Source organism: Paenibacillus sp. J22P218, from assembly GCF_056269195.1.
In genome coordinates this window covers 1,180,674-1,205,124 of the sequence record NZ_JBWDNL010000002.1, presented here as the reverse complement: position 1 = coordinate 1,205,124, position 24,451 = coordinate 1,180,674, and the positions used below count along the sequence as shown (strand labels likewise).

Annotated in this window: 20 protein-coding genes; 3 read left to right on the top strand and 17 right to left on the bottom strand. The window is 51.1% G+C overall.

The features are described 5' to 3' along the window. Positions 1 to 20: 20 nt before the first annotated feature. The 6 genes from AC0YN0_RS14585 to AC0YN0_RS14560 all read right to left on the bottom strand — a co-directional run bounded on the left by AC0YN0_RS14585 (position 21) and on the right by AC0YN0_RS14560 (position 7,148). Positions 21 to 518: a DUF1854 domain-containing protein gene (locus AC0YN0_RS14585; RefSeq protein ID WP_475821854.1), complete on the bottom strand. Its 498-nt coding sequence runs from the start codon at positions 516 to 518 to the stop codon at positions 21 to 23. Then, on the bottom strand, positions 518 to 2,707 hold the full coding sequence (locus AC0YN0_RS14580; protein WP_475821853.1) for an ABC transporter ATP-binding protein: 2,190 nt from the start codon (positions 2,705 to 2,707) through the stop codon (positions 518 to 520). Before AC0YN0_RS14580 ends, AC0YN0_RS14585 begins: the two co-directional genes overlap by 1 nt. A 28-nt stretch (positions 2,708 to 2,735) precedes the next feature. Continuing rightward, positions 2,736 to 3,002, bottom strand: coding sequence for a CD3324 family protein (locus AC0YN0_RS14575; protein WP_337101319.1), 267 nt, complete (start codon positions 3,000 to 3,002; stop codon positions 2,736 to 2,738). 609 nt (positions 3,003 to 3,611) lie between these two features. After that, on the bottom strand, positions 3,612 to 4,895 hold the full coding sequence (locus AC0YN0_RS14570; RefSeq protein WP_475821852.1) for a histidine--tRNA ligase: 1,284 nt from the start codon (positions 4,893 to 4,895) through the stop codon (positions 3,612 to 3,614). 268 nt (positions 4,896 to 5,163) lie between these two features. Beyond that, positions 5,164 to 6,114, bottom strand: coding sequence for an EamA family transporter (locus tag AC0YN0_RS14565; RefSeq protein WP_475821851.1), 951 nt, complete (start codon positions 6,112 to 6,114; stop codon positions 5,164 to 5,166). Between the two features lie 263 nt (positions 6,115 to 6,377). Further along, entirely contained in the window at positions 6,378 to 7,148 is a 771-nt protein-coding gene (locus tag AC0YN0_RS14560; RefSeq protein WP_475821850.1) for an RNA polymerase sigma factor, read from the bottom strand. 195 nt (positions 7,149 to 7,343) lie between these two features. Here AC0YN0_RS14560 and clpP point away from each other — a divergent pair, with 195 nt between their 5' ends. Further along, a complete protein-coding gene (clpP, locus tag AC0YN0_RS14555) occupies positions 7,344 to 7,928 on the top strand; it encodes an ATP-dependent Clp endopeptidase proteolytic subunit ClpP (RefSeq protein WP_475821849.1) in 585 nt (194 codons plus the stop codon). 11 nt (positions 7,929 to 7,939) lie between these two features. Here the strand turns inward: clpP and AC0YN0_RS14550 are convergent, their stop codons facing one another. From AC0YN0_RS14550 to aroC, 3 genes are all read right to left on the bottom strand, one after another. After that, the gene (locus tag AC0YN0_RS14550) at positions 7,940 to 8,404 is read right to left on the bottom strand and encodes an AAA family ATPase (protein ID WP_475821848.1); all 465 of its coding nucleotides are present in this window, start codon (positions 8,402 to 8,404) and stop codon (positions 7,940 to 7,942) included. 2 nt (positions 8,405 to 8,406) lie between these two features. Beyond that, complete coding sequence (locus tag AC0YN0_RS14545) at positions 8,407 to 9,156, bottom strand: tRNA(His) guanylyltransferase Thg1 family protein (protein ID WP_475821847.1); 750 nt, start codon at positions 9,154 to 9,156, stop codon at positions 8,407 to 8,409. Between the two features lie 384 nt (positions 9,157 to 9,540). Next, the gene (gene aroC, locus AC0YN0_RS14540; RefSeq protein ID WP_475821846.1) at positions 9,541 to 10,596 is read right to left on the bottom strand and encodes a chorismate synthase; all 1,056 of its coding nucleotides are present in this window, start codon (positions 10,594 to 10,596) and stop codon (positions 9,541 to 9,543) included. Between the two features lie 113 nt (positions 10,597 to 10,709). On the opposite strand from aroC, the gene AC0YN0_RS14535 reads away from it, so the two are divergent. Next, entirely contained in the window at positions 10,710 to 11,594 is an 885-nt protein-coding gene (locus AC0YN0_RS14535) for a LysR family transcriptional regulator (protein WP_475821845.1), read from the top strand. Positions 11,595 to 11,621: 27 nt separating this feature from the next. Here the strand turns inward: AC0YN0_RS14535 and AC0YN0_RS14530 are convergent, their stop codons facing one another. From AC0YN0_RS14530 to AC0YN0_RS14520, 3 genes are all read right to left on the bottom strand, one after another. Beyond that, complete coding sequence (locus tag AC0YN0_RS14530; protein ID WP_475821844.1) at positions 11,622 to 12,140, bottom strand: hypothetical protein; 519 nt, start codon at positions 12,138 to 12,140, stop codon at positions 11,622 to 11,624. A 61-nt stretch (positions 12,141 to 12,201) separates the two neighbouring features. After that, positions 12,202 to 13,881, bottom strand: a complete 1,680-nt coding sequence (locus tag AC0YN0_RS14525; RefSeq protein WP_475821843.1) for a type 2 periplasmic-binding domain-containing protein — start codon at positions 13,879 to 13,881, stop codon at positions 12,202 to 12,204. Then, positions 13,881 to 15,644 (bottom strand): sensor histidine kinase, encoded by a 1,764-nt coding sequence (locus AC0YN0_RS14520; protein WP_475821917.1) that lies wholly within the window; start codon positions 15,642 to 15,644, stop codon positions 13,881 to 13,883. Before AC0YN0_RS14520 ends, AC0YN0_RS14525 begins: the two co-directional genes overlap by 1 nt. Before the next feature lie 194 nt (positions 15,645 to 15,838). Between AC0YN0_RS14520 and AC0YN0_RS14515 the strand changes: the two genes are divergently transcribed. Then, the gene (locus tag AC0YN0_RS14515) at positions 15,839 to 16,351 is read left to right on the top strand and encodes a PCYCGC motif-containing (lipo)protein (protein ID WP_475821842.1); all 513 of its coding nucleotides are present in this window, start codon (positions 15,839 to 15,841) and stop codon (positions 16,349 to 16,351) included. Between the two features lie 71 nt (positions 16,352 to 16,422). Here AC0YN0_RS14515 and AC0YN0_RS14510 read toward each other — a convergent pair whose 3' ends face one another. The 5 genes from AC0YN0_RS14510 to AC0YN0_RS14490 are packed head-to-tail and all read right to left on the bottom strand — an operon-like array spanning position 16,423 to position 24,318. Beyond that, complete coding sequence (locus AC0YN0_RS14510) at positions 16,423 to 17,622, bottom strand: VWA domain-containing protein (protein ID WP_475821841.1); 1,200 nt, start codon at positions 17,620 to 17,622, stop codon at positions 16,423 to 16,425. Between the two features lies 1 nt (position 17,623). After that, the gene (locus AC0YN0_RS14505; protein WP_475821916.1) at positions 17,624 to 19,954 is read right to left on the bottom strand and encodes a DUF5682 family protein; all 2,331 of its coding nucleotides are present in this window, start codon (positions 19,952 to 19,954) and stop codon (positions 17,624 to 17,626) included. A 5-nt stretch (positions 19,955 to 19,959) separates the two neighbouring features. After that, positions 19,960 to 21,051 (bottom strand): ATP-binding protein, encoded by a 1,092-nt coding sequence (locus AC0YN0_RS14500; RefSeq protein WP_475821840.1) that lies wholly within the window; start codon positions 21,049 to 21,051, stop codon positions 19,960 to 19,962. Next, positions 21,027 to 22,847 (bottom strand): hypothetical protein, encoded by a 1,821-nt coding sequence (locus AC0YN0_RS14495; RefSeq protein ID WP_475821839.1) that lies wholly within the window; start codon positions 22,845 to 22,847, stop codon positions 21,027 to 21,029. The genes AC0YN0_RS14500 and AC0YN0_RS14495 overlap by 25 nt, the downstream gene beginning before the upstream one ends. 31 nt (positions 22,848 to 22,878) lie before the next feature. Then, complete coding sequence (locus AC0YN0_RS14490; protein WP_475821838.1) at positions 22,879 to 24,318, bottom strand: SWIM zinc finger family protein; 1,440 nt, start codon at positions 24,316 to 24,318, stop codon at positions 22,879 to 22,881. Positions 24,319 to 24,451 lie beyond the last annotated feature (133 nt).

Here is a 24,451-nt window from a genome sequence, read left to right as displayed (position 1 = left end):
GAAAGCTCGCTCGTTTTCGTTTACAACACATCGGTCAGCTGGCTTCGGCTATGGGTGTCAAGCGCTTGCCAATCGGCTATCTCGCAACGCTTGCCGTTAATATCGGTCAATATGACTCGATTGCCGCCTGGGAACTGCAGATGCTCGTGCAGGTTGCGCATCGCCATGCTCGTCGGCCCGAGATTCGTCTGTAGCTCCCATATCCATAGATCGGATTTCTGCTTCACGCTCTCGACTCTTGTAACGGTTGGGAGAAAATAACGGTATCGCAGCTCCTGCTCAAGCTCCATCTTGCTTTCGTCATCGAGTTTCTCTATGTCTTCGATGATGCCCAGCTCGTCGCCCTTCACATCTCTTACCGATATATAACGCGTCGTATACAGGAAAGGGAAGGAGCGGTGAATGACCAGCTCCTCATACGGCTTCCCTTCTACGATGCCTTGAAAGACGCCGCCGCCTCCCCTGCTGAACAAAATATGTTCGGGGTCGAACACTTTGATGCTGTATTTGTCGTCCATCAGCCTTCAACCCCCTTAATCTTCGACAGCTCCTGCTGCGCTTCGACGAGCTTATGATAGGCGCCCTTCTTGTCGAGCAGCTCTTCATGGGTGCCGACCTCGACGATCTTGCCTCGCTCCAGAACGACAAGTCTGTTCGCGTTGCGAAGCGTTGAGAGACGGTGGGCTATGGCAAATGTTGTTCTGCCTTTAATGAGTCTCGTGATCGCTTCCTGGATTTGACGCTCCGTCTCGGTGTCCACAGAGGCCGTCGCTTCGTCCAGGATAAGAATGCGAGGATCATGTATAATCGCTCGCGCAATCGATACACGCTGCTTCTCTCCGCCGGAGAGGCGATGTCCGCGCTCGCCGACCCTCGTATCGTAGCCGTCCGGCAATCGAACGATGAAATCATGCGCATTGGCAATCTTAGCCGCTTGCATAATTTCAATCGGTGTCGCATTCGGCTTGGAATACGCGATATTCTCGGCAATCGTACCATCGAATAGGAAGGTTTCCTGCAGCACGACGCCAATCTGCCTGCGAAGGTCGCTCTGGCTTATACGGCGAAGATCGATGCCGTCGATAGAAATCGATCCTTCATCCGTATCGTAGAAGCGGCAGATCATATTAATGAACGTGGATTTGCCTGCGCCGGAATGACCGACAAGCCCGATCATTTCGCCGGCTTCCACATCAAGGTTAATGTCCTTAATGACCGGATGATGTTTCTCATAACCGTATGTCACTTTATCGAAGCGCACATGGCCTTCAATCGTTCCTATTACGGCTGGATCCTTCACATCCGGCACCTCGGACGGCGTATCCATGATCTCGAATACCCGATCGGCTGCGGCAAGCGCATTGCTGGCCCAGTTGATCATTTGGCTAACCCATTGAAGCGGGCCGAATAGCATCGTCAGGTAAGCGATCAAAGCCATTAGTGTACCGAGCTGAAGCTCATTATGGATAACAGATTGCCCGCCGTTATACCAAATGAGCAGTGTGCCGATGCCAGCAATGAACGAGAATAACGGGAACATGCCTTGCCATAGGCCTTCAATTCTAATGTTGTGGCGCACAACCTCGCGGTTCGCGACCTCATAACGGGACATTTCCGTCTTTTCTTGACCGAATGCTTTCACGACCCGAACACCTTGCAACGAATCGCCCACCAAGACGTTCAGTCTGAATATCGCCCGCCATTGCTGATACCACCGCCGGCCTATCTTCGGCCATAGCTTCATAGACACCAGAACCATGAACGGCATCGGCAGCATGGCATACAAAGTAAGCTTCCAATCGAGGCCGAACATAATAATGAAGATCGCGATAACGCGCAGCGACTCGCCGCTTACCCAAATGACGCCGTCGGTCATGAATTGCCGCATGGCCTCCGAATCGCTGTTCACCCGGCCGATAAACTGGGAGGTCTGTCTTCGATCGAAGAACGCTAACGAAAGCCGCATTAATGAACTGTATACGTCTTTGCGCAAATCGCCCATCAATTTAGATCCGACCCATACGCCGATAAGCCCTCGTACCGTCTGCATAATGGTCATGAGCAATGCCGTTACACCTAACCCAAGGACAACCATTAACAGCATAGAACCTGTGTCTTTCGGCTGAAGAACATCATCGATCATTACTTTCGTCAAGTAAGGCGGGATAAGCTCTACCAATGTCGTGATGACGAGCAGGAACCCGGCTGCTGCCATCTGAAGTTTATACGGTAAAGCATAGCTGAGCATACGCAGTATCACTTTTTTGTTGCTTTTGCATAGAGGACATACTTGGGTGCCCTCGGAGAGCGGATTATTGCACTTCGGACAATATCTCGGAAATTCCTTCTCCGAGATGACGGGCCGTTCCTCACCTTTGGCTAATGCGCCAATGAGCTTGGCGGCGAAGCTGAACACCGTTGTCAGGGCAGCCGTATACCGAGCGGCAACGACTGGCCCTTTCTTGGTATCGATCATGAGCATACCGCCGCCAACGCCGCCTGCGGCGCGTGCATCTGTTACTTCACTAAGCGCAATCGATAACTGCTGCTTGCCTGCTTCGTTCCAAAGCATTAATTCCTGTTCCGTAATCGTCAGCCACTGTTCGCCGAAATGTCCATCGGTAAGCAAATCCGTTTTACCGCTGAACAACGGTTCGTGCTTCAGCTTCGATTGTATGGCAGTTGGTAATTTCTCTAAAACCGACAATTTAGCACCCCCATTCGCAAGCGGCTCATTAACGAGCCTTTACGATTATTTTGCGAATGCTCTCGCCGGATAGGTGATATTTGCGCTCTAGGTCGGAAACCGTCCAGCCGTTTGTATAAAAGGAATAAATCTCGGCATTGCGCTCTGCGAGCAGCTTCCTCGTACCGCTTGCTTCGCCCCAGCCAATGCGTTGATTCGATGGTTTAGGGATATAGATCAGATCACCTTGAATGTATTTCTGAAGTTCTTTCAATAAGCTAGGGGGAAGCACATCTCTCCCATTTTTGTAGTTCACGATAAACGTCCTCCTCAAACATGTTCAATTTTGTCGTATTTGCGTTGCTGTTCATTTTTACTGCTGTAGCATTTTTCATTGCTTTACTGCCTCCTTTCGCGTATTTGGAATTCTTTTTTTAGAACAAAAAAAACCGTGGATGGTATTCCTCCACAGCAACGGGGTACTACAAGCCAATTGCGCGGCAGTCTTCTGCCGCTTGCTCGACTAACGCTGCTTCCTTGCAGCACGGGTCGATACCGGAACGATTCCGGCACTAGGAGATATTCAGTTAATATGCAACCACCATCATACCACCCAGCATGTTGTTCGACTCCTTTCATCTCCATAATTTGTGTCGTGCACTTATTGATTATAATGAAAGCACTTTCACCTTACAAGAAAAATTTCTCAAATTTGTAGATTTATTTTTTAGGTGTTCTTTCGTTATTACAAAAAATAGGGGGAGGCCTTTCGGCCTCCCGTTTATGGATGATTTCCGACTATTGCTAGACGGAAATCACCTCAAGGTTGTGATACAAAATAGATCAACTCCTTTCCTAGTGATTCGTCGGCCCGACAACCATAGTATACTTCCATTTTATAGGATGGCGAAAGAGAAAGCATTTTTTATAAATAATCTTTACCAACCGTTGCAATCACTTCTGACATTGTTAACTGTTTTTCAGTCGACGTATCGAGATCCTTCATCGTAGCCGTCCCGGCCGACTTCTCGTTTTCTCCAAGCAACAGAACGAAACGGATACCGCTTGCTGCCGCTGAAGCCAATGCTTTGCGAAGCTTGCGTCCGCTCCCGTCAACGCGAACTCGAAGCCCGGATTGCCGAAGCACAGTCGCCGTTTCTAACGCATAGGAAAGCGTATCCCCTATAGGCAATAGTAAGATTGGAGGACTGACTTCAATGGAACCCCTCTCTGTCAATATAGCCATAATGGGCTCCATGCCGAACGATATGCCAACTGCCGGATAATCGATGTCATCTCTTCCAATGAGCTTACCGATAATCGCGTCGTACCGTCCTCCTCCTCCGAGACTTGACGTATATTGACCAGTGCGATCGAATATTTCATAAACGGTTCCGGTGTAGAAGGATAAGCCCCGTGACAAGAAAGGGTCGAACCGGCATAGCTCGTCTAATCCCGTTGCAGTTATCAAGGATTGCACGGCGATCAACTCATTTGCTCCCTCCGACTTCTCCAGACCATTCATGCGGACTAACTCCTCGAAGGTAAGATCGCTGCGTTCTAACCAGCTCCCTATCGTTTGTCTAACAGAAGGTGCAAGCCCTTTCTCCGCAAGCTCTTCTTGAACGCCTGCAGCACCGATTTTGGCTGCTTTATCGAGCGTGAGCATGATGGAAGAGGCATCAGTTTCACTTACACCGACTTTACCTAGCAGCTCGCTTAAAAAACGTCTGTTATTCCATCGCAGTTCGATGTCGATATTCAGATCGGCAAATACGTCCGCCGCAAGCTGCATGAGCTGGACCTCTGCTTCTGCCCCTTTCGTGCCGATCACGTCGGCGTCACATTGCAAAAATTCCCGCAGTCGTCCGCGCTTTACTGGTCCGTCGCGGAACACTTTTCCGATCTCATATCGTTTGAAGGGAAGCATTATCCCTGGATTCAGGGCTGCCACCTTGGCGAATGGAATCGTAAGATCATACCGAAGCGCAAGCGATCTGCCTCCTTGGTCGCTTAACTGATACATTTCCTTTAAAATCTCATCGCCGCCTGCATATTTGGATGCCAGCAGCGACTGCTCATTCAGCATCGGCGTCACCATTGGATCAAAGTCGTAACGCTCAAACCATTTCTCAAGCGTACGCTGCACGCGTTGTCTCGTGATTTGCTCCGCTCCGTAATAATCGTACGTACCTTTTACATTTTGCATAGCATTCATCCCCCTCGATAGTTGAATTGAACAAAAAAAACGCGCAGGACCTCTTGGTCCTGCGCGTTGCTATGCCGCAGGGAGGCCAACGCGAATTGCGTTAGCCCGCCCTGATATTCGATCAGGTGTGCTAACGCAGCTTGTGATGATGAAGTTGTGCGAACAGAAGGTTGTTGTACATATCGTTCGACTCCCTCAGGCTGTAAAGTAAATCCATTATAGCGAGTTCATCTCGAGATTGCAAATGAACTCCCTATAATTAATGCCGTTAAGCGATGTGATAGGACTGGTTGCTCCCTTTGCCGTGCTTCCGCTTTAACAGTTCGGGCAAAGCAATTCCGATCAGGACGGTCGCAACGCCCGTCCATTGGAGCATACTAACGTACTCGTTCAGTACGAAGGCAGACATCATAACCGCAACAGGCAGCTCGGATGCGCCTAGAATACCGGCCATCCCTTCTCCAATTCTCGGAACAGCCACCGCGAACAGCACAGGGGGAATGAATGCGCCGAACAAGCCTAGCAAGAGTCCGATGACGAGCAAGCCTCCCCACAACGTTCCATCGAACAGAAAAGCTGGCGGGAAAATGACGAATACAAGCGTCAGTGCGCCAGCCAGCATCCATGCGCTGCGATACGCGGGGTGCGCGCTAGGAACGGCTTTGCCGCTAAACCATATGAATAGCGAATAGCTGATTGCGGACAGCAATCCCAAGATGACGCCAATGATATTGAATTGGGACATGCCCTGTTCAAGTATTCCGGCAGCCAGCAACGTACCGATAAGCAATACGCCTAGACCCAACATCATAGGACGGCTTGGCCGTCTGCGCTGTCGAACGGCTTGAGCAACGATGCTGATCCACGTGAACTGGAAAAGCAGAATAATGGCAAGCGAAGCCGGTATATGCTTCAGCGATTGGTAATACAGCAGCCCCGTCACGGCAGTCGGCATGCCTGCTGCCATGAGCAGCAGACGCTGCTTCCAAGTAAGCTGTGATACGAGCGTCTTCTTTTCAGTAACATTTCTGCCTTTGAACTGAAGACGCTCCCTCCATTTCGTAAATAACGCTAATCCGCAAGCGAGAATAAACCCCATTAGCAATTGACTGCCTACTACTTCGCCAAGCTCATAGCCTTGGCCGTATGCATAGACGACGATGGTGGATAAAATGCCGTAGCTGGCTGCTCCTAAAAATACAGATAATAAATACTTCATGCGTAGTTGATGCTCCCTTCTAGCTGCTGCTTTTTCCTTTTGTACGCAAACAAAAAATCCTAACTCCGAATACGGTTTAATCGTGGGATTAACCGAAATTCGTAGTTAGGAAGTATAGGCTTCCAGTAGAGACCCTCACCCTATTCCAGCTCATTAGCTGTGAGGTTATACGATTGATATGCGATTGTTTGCCGAACAGCAACAGTTCAAATCTTACACGACAAGTAAGATGTTGTCAATCGGTATTCGCAATAAATCGCGTTTTAAGCGGCCATAAATAAGCCTGTTCCACTGCCATAGCTATACACTCCATGTGCAATCTGGCTTCGACCTCTAGCATGCGGCAAACGATTGCCGATGATACTCGATACCACTGCCGGTACAAGCTGCTCCTGTTGCATGAGCTCGATCAGCATCACAATATCGCTCACCTGATAGGCATTAGCCAGCGCTTGAATGAAATTCTTATCCGAGGCGGTTTCGCTGTTCCCAGACTCGTCTATTTTATCCTCTAGCAGCTCGCGCTTCACTTGCGTCAGCGTGTGTCGAGCACGATGCAAGGCTGCTTTGACCGCACCTTCGGTCGTACGAAGCCAATGAGCGGTCTCGCTTGTCGAGTAATCAAACACATCGCGCAGTATGAACACCGTTCTTTGCAGGGGCGGCATATGCTTCAGCAAGGCTCGGAATAGCTGCTCGAGCTCGAAGAGACTGTCGCTATTGTCAACTATGGATCCATTAGCGCTCATGGATTGATTTTTCAGCAACTTTAGAGTGACATCCTTCCGTCTAGTCTGATCGATCCACGTTGTCTTTGCTATTCGCAGAAGAAGCGCTTCCGGGTTGCTGTGCCCTTGCGTCCCGAGAATGGGCAGCGCCTTGAGCCATGTATCTTGAGCCAAATCCTCCGCATCATGTCCGGATTTCGTAATCGACAAGCAATATCGGCGTACGGTTGCGTGCAGCTGTTCCGTTGGAATTTCATTTGTATGAATCGTTTCACTTATCGTAGAACATACGTGCTTGATGGACATGATGTGCCAGCCTCCTTGGCGCTAAATGCTAAATATAAGGTATCTCGCCTAAATTCATAGTGTCTTCTATATGGTAAACGATTGAACTCATCATAAGGATACGCCAAATAAAAATTTTTGTTAACCGTATCTTCGGCCGCATGCCATTCGTTTACGTATCGAAATCGAAAATACAGCCATATGGAGGTTATGAAAATGAGTTCTTATGTACCTTATGTTGTGGAGCAAACGGGGCGCGGCGAGAGGTCGTACGATATTTATTCGAGGCTGCTGAAGGATCGGATTATTATATTGGGATCAGCTATTGATGATGGGGTAGCGAATAGCATAATCGCACAGATGCTGTATTTGGCTGCCGAAGATCCTGACAAAGAGATATCGTTATACATCAACAGCCCAGGAGGATCCACGACGGCCGGCTTTGCTATCTTCGACACGATGCAATATTTGAAGCCGCCCGTGCATACGATCTGTGCCGGTCTGGCTGCATCATTCGCTGCAATTCTGTTGCTAGCCGGCGCTAAGGGCAAGCGATTCGCGCTACCGAACAGCGAGATTATGATCCATCAGCCGCATGGCGGCGCTCAAGGTCAAGCAAGCGATATTGCCATTAGCGCGAAGCGGATCGTTGGTATCCGTTCTAAACTTAATGCGATCGCAGCCGAACGGACCGGCCAGCCGATAGAACGCATCGAAAAGGATATGGATCGCGATACGTTTATGTCCGCTGAAGAAGCACTTGAATACGGAATCATCGATAAGGTTATAACATCGTTATAGCCATTATAATATCAGAGTGAATCGGGAAGCTGAGGCTTCCCTCCTTTCGCTGTAATCGTAAATAAACCATCAATTGAAGTGACTTCATAGATGTCGTCAAATCCTTCGTCCCACGTCGGAGGCTGGAGTTTTTTCATGACGCTTTTGATCCCGATATCGGGAATTCTGGCTTTGCCGATTCGTCCTTCATTCCGTCTTATCGACTCCGCGTAGTCCGGTACGAAATAATAACATGCAATACGAAATTGATGCGCTCGCGCTTTCTCGATATATCCTTGGCGTTCTTCGACCGTTGGATTCGTATTATCTACGACGAAAGGTTGCTTCGCATGCAATAAGGCGTCAAGCAGAATCGCTTCGCGATGGCGAGTTCGAAGCATATCCATATTGAGCCTCATATGAGTATCGTACCATTTATCCTTGAAAAATGTAGATTTCCCCGCAGCTTGCAAGCCTACGAATAAGAGCATTTCCATCCTTATTCACCCTTATCCAGTTGTTGATTGGAATAGACATATTGATTAATGTAGTCACGGTTCTGAGAGAACACAGGCGTCTCGTGGTCTACCTCCCAGCGGTTTCGCGTGACTACGCCAACTTGAAAATGCTGCTTCGTAACGCATACCCCGCGCTTTTGCCAAACCGGAAGCTCATTCCAGTTAATGCCCTTCTCGGTGAATAGCTTGTCCTGCAACTGCTTGCCATCGAGTCCTTGAAGCTGGGCTTGCGGGAAATGCGCCTGAGCTACCATCAAGATACTATTTTTGGTCGCATCCTGCTGTCGCCAGAGAAAGTAGTTCGTCACTTCGTCCTCCGGAAGCACCCACGCGCGGCTGTCGAAGAACGCCAGTTCTTTGTTCGGATATACGCTGCGCATAATATCATTGAATTTTGCCGTTGCCATTGCGGCCGATACGGATACGATCTTCTGGATATTGTTATCGAACCAAGCTTGCGTCGTCAGCTTATCGTTATTCGTCAGCAAAATTGATATTTCATCGCTTTGGTGATAAATCAGCTTGCAGCCCATCATTTGTCCGGCCAAATATTTACTTGTCTCCCAGAACGCTTGCGTCAGCTTCTCGTCGAAAGGCTTGTCTAGACCTCTTGTAAACGTATGGAAATGACAGCCGTCAAGCCTTATCAAAACAGGCAAACGTCTAGGTAAGCTGTGGCGAAACGCATGCTCATAACCCTTCATCCGATTGCCGAAATCATCATTTTTCATCAACCTATATCCCCCCTCTGAAGATATAATCTATAATACTTCCAGTAAATGCAAATGGGAATATGGAATGTGGATGTTAGCTCAAATAGATTGGTCTGGTATGCACTATAATATTAAGGACCGTACGGCCCTTTATAATGATCTTTTCGGATAAAGTGAGAGGTAACGGACATAAGCGTCCTTATTTGATCACTGTTGGCGTTCAAGCGCATTCAAACGGTAGGTATGATGTAGTTAGTGTCCCTAGGGTCCGTAAAAGTTACATTCGTGCGTTATAATGCTCGTTAGTGTCATCTGTGTCCGTATTGAAATAAATCCTAAAAAGCCACCCCAACCACTTAGCGGTTAGGATGGCTTTCTGCTCCCATTATTTAACTACATAAATTAATCATGCAGCGCCGCTTGGCGTTTCATCAGGTCTTCGAGGACGATGCAAGCCATCGCTTCAATGACGGGTACGACACGCGGGCAAATGCATGGATCGTGGCGGCCTTCTGTTACGATGATCTGTTCTTCGCCGCGGACGTTCATCGTCTGCTGCGGCTTCGAGATCGAAGAGGTTGGCTTCACGACGACGCGGAAGACGATCTCTTCCCCGTTGCTGATGCCGCCGACGATGCCGCCTGCGTTGTTGGTCAGATACCCTTCGGCGTTCATCTGATCATTATGCTCGCTGCCCAGCATATCGGCTGCGCCGAAGCCAGCGCCGAATTCGATGCCTTTGATGGCGCCGATCGACAGCATCGCCTTCGCCAGCTCCGCATCGAGCTTATCGAACACAGGCTCGCCAACGCCAGGCTTCACGCCGCGAATGCGGCACTCTACGATGCCTCCGCAGCTATCTCCTACTGCTGCCAGTTCCTCGATTCGCTTGACCATTTTCTCCGCGGCTGCTGGATCACAAGCACGAACAGGATTTTTCTCGATTGATTCCTCAACGAACGATTCGCACTTGATACCGCCAATTTCCTTCGAGTAAGCAACGATGCTCACGCCTCTGCGTTCGAGCAGCTTGCGGGCAACCGCGCCTGCGGCTACACGTCCGGCGGTTTCCCGTCCAGACGCTCTCCCGCTTCCGCGATGATCTCTAATTCCGTATTTGCTCAAATAAGTGAAATCCGCATGTCCAGGACGGAACGCATGCTGAATATCGCTATAAGCTTCCGGTCGCATATCCTTGTTGTGCAGCATGATGAATAACGGTGTACCTGTCGTCTTGCCTTCGAATACCCCAGACATAATATTAATGATGTCGTACTCCTTGCGCGGAGTCGTTACCGATGATTGTCCGGGCTTGCGACGGTCCATCTGGACTTGAATATAGGGCTCATCGATTTCTACGCCTGGTGTTACCCCGTCTATAATGACGCCGACCGACTCGCCGTGCGATTCACCGAAAGTCGTAACTTTGAATGCTTCTCCATATGAACTGCCTGGCATAATATGTTGCCTCCTGTCGATGCTGCTTGATTTATAGCTCCATTATAATTTAGTATATGAAATAAATGAAATTGTAATTACGGTATCTTGTCATAGAGAGGATCTATATCACAATGCAAATGAATATGGAATGGTATCGCATCTTTCTTCATACAGCACGTTCGGGCAACCTTACCAAAGCTGCAGCCGAGCTGCATATTACGCAGCCTTCCGTCAGCTATGCAATTAAGCAGCTAGAGGAAGGCTTGCAGATTAAGCTGTTCGATCGGTTATCCAAAGGTGTTCAATTGACGGCTGAAGGTGCCGCTCTGCTCGACTATGTAGAAAAATCATTCCATTTGCTAGGCGCGGGTGAAGAGCGTATGCACGCTTTGCGTAAGCTGACAGCTGGCGAGCTTCGCATAGGAGCAAGCGGTCCGATTATGAAGCATGTGCTACTTGCGCCGCTGGACCGCTTCCATGCTCAATACCCGGATGTACGCGTCAGATTATCGCAGGGCAAATCTTCCGATATCCGCACGAAGCTGAAGGAAGGCCAGATCGACGTCGGACTTGTCCATCTTCCGTTCGCCGATCCCGAGCTAATCGTTCGACCGCTCGTCTCCATCCAAGATTGTTTTGTCGTCGGCGACGCCTTCCTTAAGTGGACGGCAGAGGTTAACGATCCGTCCGTCCTTACAAAAATACCGCTTCTGCTCTTAACGCAAGGAAGCAGCACAAGGCGGTTCGTTGACCAATGGCTGGCTTCTCAAGGTATACAAGCGGAAGCGGATATAGAATTAAGCAGTATCGATATGCTCATTGAATTTGCCTTGCGCGGCTATGGCGCAGCGTTCATTACGGAATCATTCGTACGGGATGAACTGGCTGAAGGTAAGCTTCACCTGTTAAAGCTTAACGTTAACCCCCCGCCGCGCGAGATCGGGATAGCCGTTAGAGCGGACCGTTCCATGCCGATGCCTGCGAAACGGTTCGTCGAATTGCTTGAGAACGACTAAAGGACTGGAGACTATCATCAACTAAAGCTACACGGTCTCCCAACGATGGCGATACTCCGCTAATCTTGCATGAAGCCTCTCTGGCTCAGACGAAATAATGAGTCGAAGCTTCACGATCCACTCCTCGAAGGAGGAATACGAGGCGAACTGATTGGCAGTCTCCGGCGTCAAGTACAGAAAGTATGGCGCCGGATACGTCTCGGCAATATGCCGAAGGGCGGAATCGATTGGCGTGTATTTCTTCCGCTTGCCGTCTAATCGATCGACGATAACGTCGCTTCTGCCATATTCCCGCTTCCATTCATGAAGCCTGTCTTCACGCTTGTAATAGGCGCTTACCGGCGATTTCGACATCCGCCTAACGCTCTCTTCATGCAGCGGATACAGGACGAACTTTGCGAAAGCTTTGTCCCTGGCTACAGCCGCAGCAATCTCCAGCTCCTGTTCACTAATTTGCTCGAAGGAATCGTAAAAAATAAGCGTTCCTTTCCTCGTCTCCGGCGGCGGCTCGTAGCCGAATGGAACTTTCATTGGATCGTTGCTCATTCATATCCTCCATCCTATCTTGTCTTGTCTATGCACCTCATTATACCCTATTAGAAGCAAATCATGGCAGTTCCGAGGCATGCGCTTTACTCACTTCTTCGTTCACCTCATGCGTAATTTGATTACCGCCTTTGTTATTCCAAGCAACGACAAATGGCTCGAAAGCATCGATGGACAGCTCCCCCGTCACTATTTTCAAATACGTTTCATTCTCAAGCTTCTGCAGCTCGGCCCAGCTCTTCTCCATCGTTGGCGTTGTATCGTAAAATAAACTTTCCACCTTGATCATCGGCTTTTTGCTGACGGCACCGCCCTGCAAGTACGCTTGGGAGCTGCTCCAAGCTTCAAGATTTTTGCGCGGGAGCTCAATCTCCTGCAGCAAATCATCATACAGCGACTTTGTCTCCGTATCGAGACTATCCCGCTCCATTTCCCCATTCAAGGCAAGAATTAACTGATCATGCCGCTTCACGACGGCATCCGGGTAATCGAGCAGCAGATCGAACGGATAATAGTTGCGAAGCTGCGGTCCCAGCTGTTCGGCGATCGATCGGAGCTGTTCGGCTTCCTTCCAATCCGGGTCTTGATTGCGTTCCAGCTTCGTTAAAATGTTCAGCACCTTTAACGCGGCTTCCGGATAGGGGTAGCCTTTGCGGACAACGAGATAGCGGTCGGTAAGCGGCGCTGTCTTCGTGACGAACATCCCTTCCTTATCAGTCGGCGCAGCATATACTCGCCATTCCGCCTTCGTATCGGTCGATACCGAACCGTTAAGCGGCCAATAAGGCGCCCACCAAGGCGCGAATACGACCCCGGCTTGATTGTTCGAGATTAGCTCCTGAATGTCTTTGCGCAGCAAAAATTGGGAGTCGACAATGCCCTCCTTATACCATTGCGCAAGCTTAGCAAGCGCGTTCTTCGCCTCTGGTTGAATCGAACCGTATACGACGTTGCCCTGCTTATCGTATATCCAGCTTTGCGGAAATGAATGATAAGCCGCAAACACGCTATTAAGCCCGTGTACCCCCGTCTTCTCGCCATAGACGAGCGTTCTCTCTACAGGAATGCCCGTTGTGTCGGCTCTTCCGTTGCCGTCCGGATCGTCTTTTACGAAAGCATGGACGATTTTCTCGATATCCTCGAGCGTGCTCGGGGGCTGCAGCTTCAAATCGTCGAGCCAATCCTGTCTTATCCACAAGTATGAAGGGGCATCCGCTTCAATCGCTACGTTAGGAAAGGCATACAGCCTTCCGTCGGCTGATGCTTCCCTTATGGCTTGACCGTCAGTCGCCTCATAAATTTCTTGCACGAGCGGCGAGGCATACTTCGGGTAGATATCGGTAAGATCCTCGATCAATTGCTGCTCTTGCAGCAATCGGAACTGCTCGCGATTCACGATAAAAGCATCAGGAAGATCGTTGCTGCGGATCGCTAGATCGAGCGTGCTCTCATAGCTGTCTTCACCGCTTGCTTCCCAATCGTATTTGATGATTACACCTGTCTGTTCTTCAATATACCGTGTCAAAAAATTATTATCGCCATAATCGCCCTCAGGCAGCTCGATGTCTGAATAGGAATAGGCGACCCGCAACGTAACGGGCGGATTGAAGGCTGACTCTTCTGAGTCGCTATTCGTAGGCGAGGACTCGTTATTTTTGCAAGCTCCCATTAGTAGTAGCAAGGCTATGCAGCCGGTTAGAACCATTCGATTCGCAGCTCGCGTTGTTCGCTTCTCAATCATCAATGAAATCTCATCCTTCCGTCTTCGATAGCAGCCGGTATTTCAACGGAGAGTACGGTTCCTTGTCCAGGTTCGCTCGTGATGTGGAGCAAATCGCCGTTGCCGTAGTAACGGTCGAGCAAGCGCCGCACGTAGTTTAGGCCTATGCCCATGCCGCCCAGAACAGGCGTTCCCTCCCCCGTGTTAATGAGCCTAGTCAGCGTAGCCTCGTCCATTCCAGGACCGTTGTCGGCAACCTCTACGCGCATTTTCCCTTGCTCCGTCTGCTGAATGGTAATGCGGATGATGCCAAACTGTTCATTTTTGCCATGATAGATCGCATTCTCGACGAGCGGCTGCAGCAGAAACCTTGGAATCGGGATATGATTCGTCCGAGGATCGACGTCGATCCGAAAGTCAAGCTCGCCTTCGTATCTGATGCTTTGCAGCTCGATATATTTTTGCAGCGCTTCGATCTCATCCCGTACCGTTACAATGAGTCCAGGCTTGCCCATGTTGTAGTGGAGCACCTGAACAAGGAGGGTGACGATGCGGTCGATATCCTCCTGGCCATTGGATCTCGCTAACCATTGCACCGTATTCAGGGTATTGTGCAGGAAGTGCGGATTGATCTGGCTGAGCAGCTTCTCCGTCTCCAGTTGGCTCTTCATTCGTTCGTTGCGGCCGACCTCGTGGATCAGCTCGTTAACGGTCGTCTTCATGACTTGGAAGTTGCCGAGCAGTTGGTCGAATTCCTCTATCTGCGTGTAGCTGACGGGCGCTTCCCGATCCCCCGTCATTTTGACGATTTCTTTGTTCACCTTGCGAAGCGAGCCATATACTTTGCGCCATATGAGCATCGCAATAAACACCGCTAACCCGGAAGATCCAACGAACAGCAAGCCCATGCGCATAAACCACGCGTTGATCTCGTGATTGAAAATGCTTTGATCGACAGCCGTAACAAGCTTCCAGCCTTGTCCGCTTTCGTATCCGAACAGGTAATGGTCCTTGAACAGCTTGCTCTCGGACACGGCCATCTCCCAGCGCAGCAGCCTAGGATCGAAAGGCGGAGTGCCGGTATCTGCGAAGATCGCCTCTCCCTGCTCGTTAATTAAGTAATGCGACACTTTCATGCCGTACCATTCGCTGTTCATGATTTTGCGAAACAAATTATAATTAGATTCCAAATAGATGTAGGCCGAATCGACACGATCGGTCTTTAGCTCGCGCATCGAGGAGAAAACGATATTCGTACTGTTTTTGTATTGCGTACGATGAGGACCGAAGTACACGGCGCCATTGTAGCGGACGAAGGCGGGAAGGTCATTCACGCCAAAACTGCCGCTAACGGCGAGATTCGTGAACAGAATCGGATTTTGCTGGCCAGGGCTGTAATAGACCGTTAACCCGAGATTCGGATTCGTAAAGTTAACGATGTTAAGACTCGCCTCAATGTCCTTCATCATCTCCGCTTTCTCGGTTAAACTCTCCGTGTTCAAATATTCGCTTACCTTCTCCGCGGTTTGCCCGTCGAGCGCGAATTGCTTGGATACAAAGTCGAGATTGCTGAGCAGATTTTCGAGGCCGGTCGCTTCTTGCTTGAGGCTGGCATAGATGCCGGTGCGTATTTTGTTGGAGAGAATCGAATGCAAGGACGAATAGGTATACACCGAGAACAGAATCGGCGGGAATAAGCAGGCAATAAGCAAATAAATGACCAGCGTTCGCCGCAGGGTGCCTGTTTTGAACGGATGCGGCATTTGGCGAAAAAAACGAAGCATGTACAATCGACAAAGCCCCTTTCGGAGGAAATCGCTTACATTATAGATTTTACCAGCAATAGCGATAGTCTGTAACTATAAAAATAGCGTTTATCGTTGTCTAGGATTTGTCACGATCATGCCCAAGCGGACAGTTCGGTTAATGGTATACTGGTCAGTAGATATTTCTTATATAGAAAGGGGTCATAGATTCAATGAATAAATCGATTCGCTCTGCCATTTACGCGCTTGTGCTTGCCGGGTTTGTGCTTGGGGGCTGCTCGAATAACGCGCATGAGGAGCATAATGGGGAAACCACGCATGAGGAGCAACATCATACCGCTTCCGGCGATCTTCAAGAGCAGACAGCTTCGCTTGCCGAATTCCCGTCCTTTCTTGTCGAAGCTTCACCTACGATACGAACGGCTTACGCCGTCGCAGCATCTCTAACCGACACGCTCCCCTATATTCCATGCTATTGCGGCTGCGGCGAGAGCGCGGGCCATCGCAGCAACCTTAATTGCTTTATCGCAGAAATAAAGGAAGACGGCACAGTCGTCTGGGATGATCACGGTACGCGCTGCGGCGTATGCATGGAGATTGCGGTGAAGACTGCGGCAATGAAAGAAAGCGGCATCGAGCTGGAGCGGATTCGCCAAATCATTGACGACACGTATAAGGAAGGTTACGCGAAACCGACATTGACCGAGCTTCCTCCTTCCGCTTAATAGAAAATAAGGGCTGATCCAAAGTCATCGTGAATGACAATGGTTCAGCCCTTTTTCATACGTCCTATTATTTACCCCTTCACCGGCGATAGAGCCGCTGCCAGCTCCTTCAAATCTTTGCCTTTCAGCGCCCCCTCTACCAGCTCGGCTAACCGGTCCGGCGAGCAGGCGAAGCTTGGGATGCCCATGCCCGATAAGCGCTTAGCCAGATCGGCATCATACGACGGCGCTCCGCTATCGGACAAGGCGAGCAAGCATAACACGCTTACACCCGATTGCTTCATATGCTCCATTCTGCGAATCAGCGCCGATTGGTTGCCGCCCTCATACAGATCGGAGATGAGGATGAACAGCGTTTTCTTCGGATCGGTAATGAACTGCTCGCAATAAACGACCGACTTATGAATATCCGTACCCCCGCCAAGCTGTATGCCGAATAGCATATCGACGGGATCAGTTGCGCATTGCTCGCTTAGGTCGACGATTTCGGTGTCGAAGGCGACTACCCGAGTATCAAGCGACGGCAGACTGGCGAAGATCGAGCCGATGATCGACGCATAGATGACCGATTCCGACATCGAGCCGCTTTGGTCAATATCGAGTATGACCGTCCATTCCCTGCTTCGTTTCGCCCGATCGAAGAAATAGAAACGCTCGGGTATGAGCAGCCCGCTGTTCGTATCGTAATGACGAAGGTTACGGCTAATCGTTCGCTTCCAATCGAGCCCCGAGAACGAAGGCAGCGGGGAATGCTTGCGCTTGTTGAGCGCGCCTGTGACCGCGCGCGTAATCTGATCGCGCAGCCGCTTCATAATATCGTCTACGACTTCCTTCACGAGCAATCGCGCCGTTTCCTTCGTCTGCTCCGGAATGCGTCCGCGCAGCGACATGAGCATAGCGACCATGCGAACGTCCGGCTTAATCTTCTTTAGCGTCTCCGGCTCGAACAGCAGCTGCTTCAGCCCTTTTCGTTCAATGGCGTCCCCTTGGATGACGGACACAATGTCCGAGGGGAAAAACGAACGCACATCGCCAAGCCACTTGGTCAGCTTGGGGGCAGACGATCCTAAACCAGCAGATCGGCGGCCTGAAATGTTCTCCTCTCCTCCCGATGACCCGTCATAGATGGCGGCTAAAGCTTCATCCATCGCAATGCCTTCATCATCAAGCAGCGTTCCTCCGCCTGCCATGTCTGCAAGCTTCTGCTCCGCGGCTTGGCCGAGCACGAGCCTCCATCTTCTCAACATCTCTAACCGTTGTTGTTCGTCCATATTAGAAGTCTCCAAAGTCGAACTCATCAAGTTCGGATAATGTTTGCTGCTCTTCCTCGCTCAGCGGCTGCGACAAGGCATCTCCGCCCTCTAAACCTCCGACTCCCCACAGCTCGCCAAGCAGCTCGGCAACCATGCTTCTGTCTCTCGCTTCGAAGCCGCTGAATGCCCGGCGCAGATAGACGAGCGATCGACGGAATTGGGTCTCATCAAGGGAATGGATATACAGATCGAGCTGTTCCCACAGCTGTCTTCTTGATAGGAGAACGTAGCGGTTGCGAAGCGACATGCCTTCGAACCAGCCTGCGCCCGTGTCGGCGTCCGTACCTGGCGATAATCGACGAGACACTTCGGACGCCAACCGATCGGCATCGATCAAATTGCGCTCCAGCAGCAGGGCGAAAGCTAGACCGGACAGCTTCGCATTGCGATCGTCCCGGTAGGCGAGCAGCTCCAGCTGCTTCAGCCAACGTTCGTCATCCACATCGTCGTAATGCTGCTGCGAGATCGCATGCATATCGATCATCGCAGCCGCTATAGCTGTGGCAGCTTCGTCATTGCAGGCTGCGCTGTCCACGAGCAGTAATGTACCTCTCAGGAACAATTGCTGCAGCAGCGGAATGAGCACGCTAGTATCCGCTTTTCGCACATCGCCGAACTGAATGAGCGCGGACAGTTCCCTTAGTGCGCCGGCAACCTGCTCGATAGCGCCTGCATCGACCGCAAGCTGCTGTAGCATATGCCTGGCATCCTCCATTGACGTAGGAAGACCGCATTCCCAGGCTTGCTTCACAAGCCCCGCGGCCGTCCGCAGGTCGGGACTTTGCTCTAGCGCTTCCTTGATGGCGAATGCGGCTGCGAGTTCTACCGTTTCGCCTTTCAATGTAGCCTCAACGATCTGAATTTCTGCTTCCGGCGACCATTGCAGCACCCAGTGCTCAGCCCAAGTCGCGCCATCCTGACGAATGGACTTCTTGCGGACGAAGCTGATCCCAAGCAGTGCCAGCCGCTGAAGGAAGAAGGAGCGGCGCAGATCGATGAAGGCCGCTTCTTCCGACTTGACTCGCCGATTCTCCCGCAGATCAAGCTCCAAATCGGCAGCTACGGCGCTTTTGTATTTCTCCAGCTTAAGCAGCTTCAGATTGCGATTCAAATCGTCTTGAATCGGCGTTTGACTGACTCCTTCGGGCAAAGCTCCGATGATCGTACCAATATCCGTTTTCACAAGAGCTTCCGATACAACCGACAGCTCCCCATGCCCCAGACACACGATCGCTGCATCGCGCAAATCACGCCATACCGGCAGTCGTCCGCCTCGCATTGATGTCAGCGCCTCAGCAAGCCTTACCGCCTCAATGACCGAAGCAGCAGAACGATATGTACCGTTCTCACGCATATAACCGGCAACCTTGGATAAATAAAGAGGCGCCAGCTTATTGGGATCATCGGCCTCCAGGCATTGCCACGCGAGGTCGAAGTAAGCAGGCGCATGATTGCCGGCGCCATAACCGGAATGATTCGACAGTTTGTAATTTGAATAAGGCATAAGCGTTAGCTTCGTATCCCTTCTCGGGAGCGCTGCTGCTTCATCGTCCGTCATTGGCGGTCGATCTGGCGTTAACGCCGATATGTGGTAAGCGCCCGCTATAACGACAATTCGATCAGCGGGAACGCCGCTTGCGATCGCCTCTGCAATTCTGCCCCGCATATAAGCTTCGCGTATATCGTTCGAAGCCGCTTCGAGCGGCAGGCTGCTTCGCTCCTCTTCCTCATTGAGTCTTCTCATCTGCTCGGAGAAGGCAGCAATTGAGATTCTATATGTGTCGGAAGCGGCCGAATGCTCAAAGTATCGTTCCCAATACGAATCGTAATCCAACTCACCGGCAAGCTCGGCTACCTGCTCATAACGTTCGTTAACGTTGCTCCAATGCTGCTTCGCTTCCTGCCTATTTCCCTCATCCATAGCATCGCGCTTGCCGAGATGCATACTTATCGCTGCGGAAGAAGGCAAATCGATGAAACGCGCTTCCGCTCCGTTGCTTGCCGCCCAGCGAAACGCTTCATATTCCGGCGAATAACGCGCTAACGGGAAGAGGAGCGTTCGGATCGGCAATTGATCGGTATACGCTAAGATGGCAACCGGCGGAATAACGCCGCTTCTCGTTAGATGGCCGATAAGCGGGGTTGCGTCTTCCGGACCTTCGACGAGCACGAGCTTAGGCTTGATTTCATTCAGATAATGCCGCAGGTGAATCGCGCCTGCGGGCGACAAATGGCGGATCCCGAACAAATGTACGCCAGCGGTTTCTTGAACCATACTTACAGCTTTCATCGCGCTCACGAGCTAAGCTCACGGCAAGCGTTATACAGGCCGCGCCATGCAGGTCCGCGTTTCTTCATCACGTTCTCCAGATATTCCTTCCACACGGCATCGTCTTTGCCGTCATCCTTCACGACTGCGCCGAGCAGACCCGCAGCCAAGTCTTCATCGGATACGCTTCCGCCGCCGAAGCTGGAAGCGAGCGCCATGCTGTTCACGAGCAGGGAGATCGCCTCGGCGGTTGAGATCGCGCCGCTTGGCTGCTTAATCTTCTCCTTGCCGTCGATCGTCATGCCTGCGCGCAGCTCGCGGAAGATCGTAACAACCTTATGCACCGCCGCTTCTGTAGGCAATGCATCGCCAAGCCGGTAATTGGCCGCAATCTCGCTAACCCGCTTGCGAACGATATCGATCTCCGTGTCCAGATCGGCTGGAGCAGGAAGAACAATAATATTGAACCTGCGCTTAAGCGCGGCAGACATATCGTTAACGCCCCGGTCACGCGTATTCGCCGTTGCGATGATCGAGAAGCCGCGCGACGCAGGAACTTCGCTGCCAAGCTCGGGGACGGTAATCGTCTTCTCCGATAAGATGGAAATAAGCGCGTCCTGCACTTCGGAAGCGCAGCGGGAAATTTCTTCGAATCGGGCGATACCGCCAGTCTCCATCGCCCGGTAGATCGGGCTCTTCACGATAGCCTCAGTCGAAGGCCCATTAGCAAGCAGCATGGCGTAGTTCCATGAATATCGGATTTGCTCCTCGCTCGTTCCCGCCGTACCTTGAATGACCTTCGACGAATCGCCGTGTATGGCGGCCGACAGGTTCTCCGACAACCAGGATTTGGCCGTTCCCGGCTCGCCAATAAGGAGCAGCGCCCGATCCGTCAACAGTGTCGCTATCGCGATCTCGACGAGGCGCTGGTTGCCGATATACTTTGGCGTGATCGGCGTGCCGCCCGCTTCGCCCCCAATAATAAAGGTTAAAACGGCGCGCGGCGATAATTGCCACCCTTCGGGGCGCTCGCCCTTATCCGATGCCCGCAACGCCTCAAGCTCATGCGCGTATAGCTTTTCTGCCGGCAGTCTTAACGTACTTTGCTTTTGATCCATGATAGCAATCCCGCTCCTTTGGTTGATTCCTCTTCCTTCTTAGCAGCAACAAGGTCAGCCAGCTCCAGCAGCTTATTGCGTGTTTCTTCGTAGTAGAAGCGATCCGCAGTCAATCGCAGTCGTTCCGCATATCGGCTTGAGATCGATGCGCACAAGAAGCTAATCTCTTCTTCTAAATAATAAATTTGCTTCGGCTTTGCTTTCTCGATCGTGCTCAAGATCAGCTCCGGCGCCTGCTCATTGCCGAGACGGACAAGCGCAAGCAAGATGGTGGTTGTGCGATAGGTTGCGATATTGGGATTGACTTTCGCCTTATACAGCAAATAATCAACGACTTCCTGTTCCGGTTTTACTGCAAGTCTTGCGACGAGATCTTCTTCGTTCATTTTCACTAAACGGTGTACCCAACGGCTATCCCACGAGACTAGAGGCCCAGACTCATCTTTCTCCCTCAGATTTCGGAATTCATATAGCGGACCCGGTACCCATTCGTAGAACACTTGCAGCAGCTGCTTTGCGGCTGCTCCTTTGCGATCATCCAAATAAGGCTTATAAGCCTCATACACATCCGCAGGCTGTTCAAGTCTGACCGCGGCTTTGAACGAGTAGCCAAGCAGGTTCGACCGCTTATGTCTAAGCTCATGAAGGAATAAGAGAGCCTTAGGATGCTTCGATTCCAGCAGCGCCTCGGCTGCCTCGCTCTGAATTCTCGATGTTTCCATGACATCAATCGCATCATCTTGAAGCAGCCGCATGAGAAAATCCCGTTCGGCGGCATGTTGCCCTGGCGATCTCAATCCGCCAAGAACGGCCAGCATTCGCTCCAGCCAGCTTGCGCTCTTACGATCAGCCGCCATCGCACCGAGCAGCTCCTCGCCGAACGCAAGCACGCGCTCCTTCAGCTTATCGTTACCACTTCTGCGGATCGGTTCTGCCGCAATGGAGGTATCTTTTTTCATGAGCGCTTCCATTAATCGATCCAAAGCCTGCTCGCTGTCGCTATTGGATAAGGCAAGCAAAGCCGCGCTTCGAATCTCTTTCTTGCGGTCATATGACAGCTCCAGCAGCTTATCCTCGAAGTCGGCATCGTCAGCAGCGAGTCGGAGTGCTGCAATGCGTACAGGCAGCGAGCCGTTAAAAGCTGACTTGCGGATAAGCTCTTTCGCTTCTGCTTTCTCTTCCTCGGCCGTTAACCGATAAATCGCCGTCAGCTTGCGAGCGTCTCCGCTCCCGCCTTCAAAGTTGAAGCTTGCATGCAGCACAGGCAATATACGTTGACCGATCTTCGGCAGCACTTCCTCTGCCACATATTCGGCGATTTCCGAATAGGAATCCTCAAGTGCTGTCATAGCGGGAACAAACGTTCTCATGTCCGTGAAAACGCCATCGGCATTCGCTTGTCGAATGACTTCCAGACGGCCTGAGCCGGTTTGCGTCAAAGCATCGATGACCGGTTGCAGCTTCCGATACGAAATGTGAGTAGGCGCTGATGCATTAGAATCTGTCAAACCGATCGAACGCAGTTCTCCTCCCGTTTCCGTTGATCCTTGCGTATGCAAGATCGCATGGAGCAGAACCGATAGATCCAGCAGCTTCGTTGCCGCTTGATCTGGCGCAGAACGTATGACTTCGCTTACCGCTTCGCCTACTTTTTTGAATACCGGCGCAGCTTCTCCGAGCCGTTCCAGCTTCGGCAGCATCGCTTGCAGCCGCAAATCGTTAGGCGCCAGGGATGCGCCTGCTATCAATAAACGCCTCAGGTCTTCATGAAGCTCGCGTAATAAGGGTATGCTCATCGTTAACTCCTTTGCCTGTAAATGAAATGAATTAATATAGCAAACGAATGGTTTCTTCTTCGTTAATTAGCGCTAAAGGCTGTGCATGCAGTCGGCCTGAATCCAGTCGATCCTCGAACATTACGAGAACGGCGCAGTCCGTCAAGCTTCTTTCATGGAGAAAAGGCAGAGAATGCAAAGTGGACTGTCCGATTGCATCGATATGGCTCAGTGCTATTCGCTTGCCATGCTCATCCTCCATCGCATAACCTTCGTCCGTCTGGCCGATTCTAGCGGCATGCAGCAGCATAACCGGATTATTATCCGATAGCGGATTTTTCAGTACGTTTTTGATCGTTTTTATAGCATCAGGGTACGATTTGACTGCATGCTTACGAACCGCTTGCCGATCCTCGGCAGACGTCTCGCGAAGCGTCATATCTTCCCATCTTGCCCTGCAATTCCATTCCCCGGGGTATACCGCCAGCTCTTTCGTCTGAACAATGTGGAAGTACGTATCGTCTTCCTTAATGAACTTCGCAGCTCGGAACGGCCGATAGGTTCGAGTCGCTACCAACTGCCCGTCATTCAGCTGAATCCAATATCCTTCGTCGACATATTCGCCGCGTGAAGCATCGGTATAAGAGCGGAAGCTTAGCTGCATGAGCTCCACCTGTTCACGGACTTGCCCGGCTTCTCTCAGCTCCGCGAACTGCCACGCATGCCCGATCTTCTCCTCGATCGCGCTATCGGTATTCATAGCAAGCTCGGGATCTCCTATTTTTGCAGTCAAATGATCTCGGCCCCGCTTCAATAGCGCATAAAGCGAAGTTAACTGCTCGGTCGCTTCCAGGTACCCGGAGGAGGCGCTTTTCTCCGATCGAAGACATTCGACCAGCTCGCGGAACGACGCTTGCAGCCCAGGCACAAACGAATTGCCGAGCTGCTTCGCTTGCTCCTCATATTGTCGCAACGCCCTCGCGTCTGCTGCCGCTAAGCCCGTCGTAACTAATTGCTTCAGCAGCTTCTCGGTCAGCTCGATGCCTTCAAGCTGAGCGGCCAGCTTCTTGGCCAGCGCGGACTTATTCACCTTACGCTTCGGAGGTGCGGCATCTCCGGCTTCAGCGGCCTCTTTCTTCTTCTCCTCGCGTTTCTCTGCCTTCTCCCGCTTCTCGGCAATGTCGATTGGAATGCCTGCCACATGGAAAGGCTGACCGCCTGCAGCTGCATACAGCAGACCAAGGATATGTTTGCAGGGAAACTGCCTGCTCGGACAGGAACAGCGAAACACGGGCTGATCGGGAACGATAAAGTCTGCGGAACAGCGATAAGGCTCTTTGCCGCTGCCCTTGCATTCCCCGAACAGAAGCGTATCATCTTCGGTACGGTTCAACAGCGGGAAACTATTTTTGCGAACGAGGTCCTTGCCATTCTTAATGGAAGCCGCGTTCAGCGCTAAAGAATCGATATAGGCTTCAGTTAATGCGATCATATTTCCCCTCGCTTGTCTAAATTGGATTTCCCTATACTTCCACAAAAGTTGCTTCATTTCCTGCCGCAACACAATAACCCGAACGGTCACGACCGTCCGGGTCCTTTCATCTATATGCTTGCTTTATTTACGA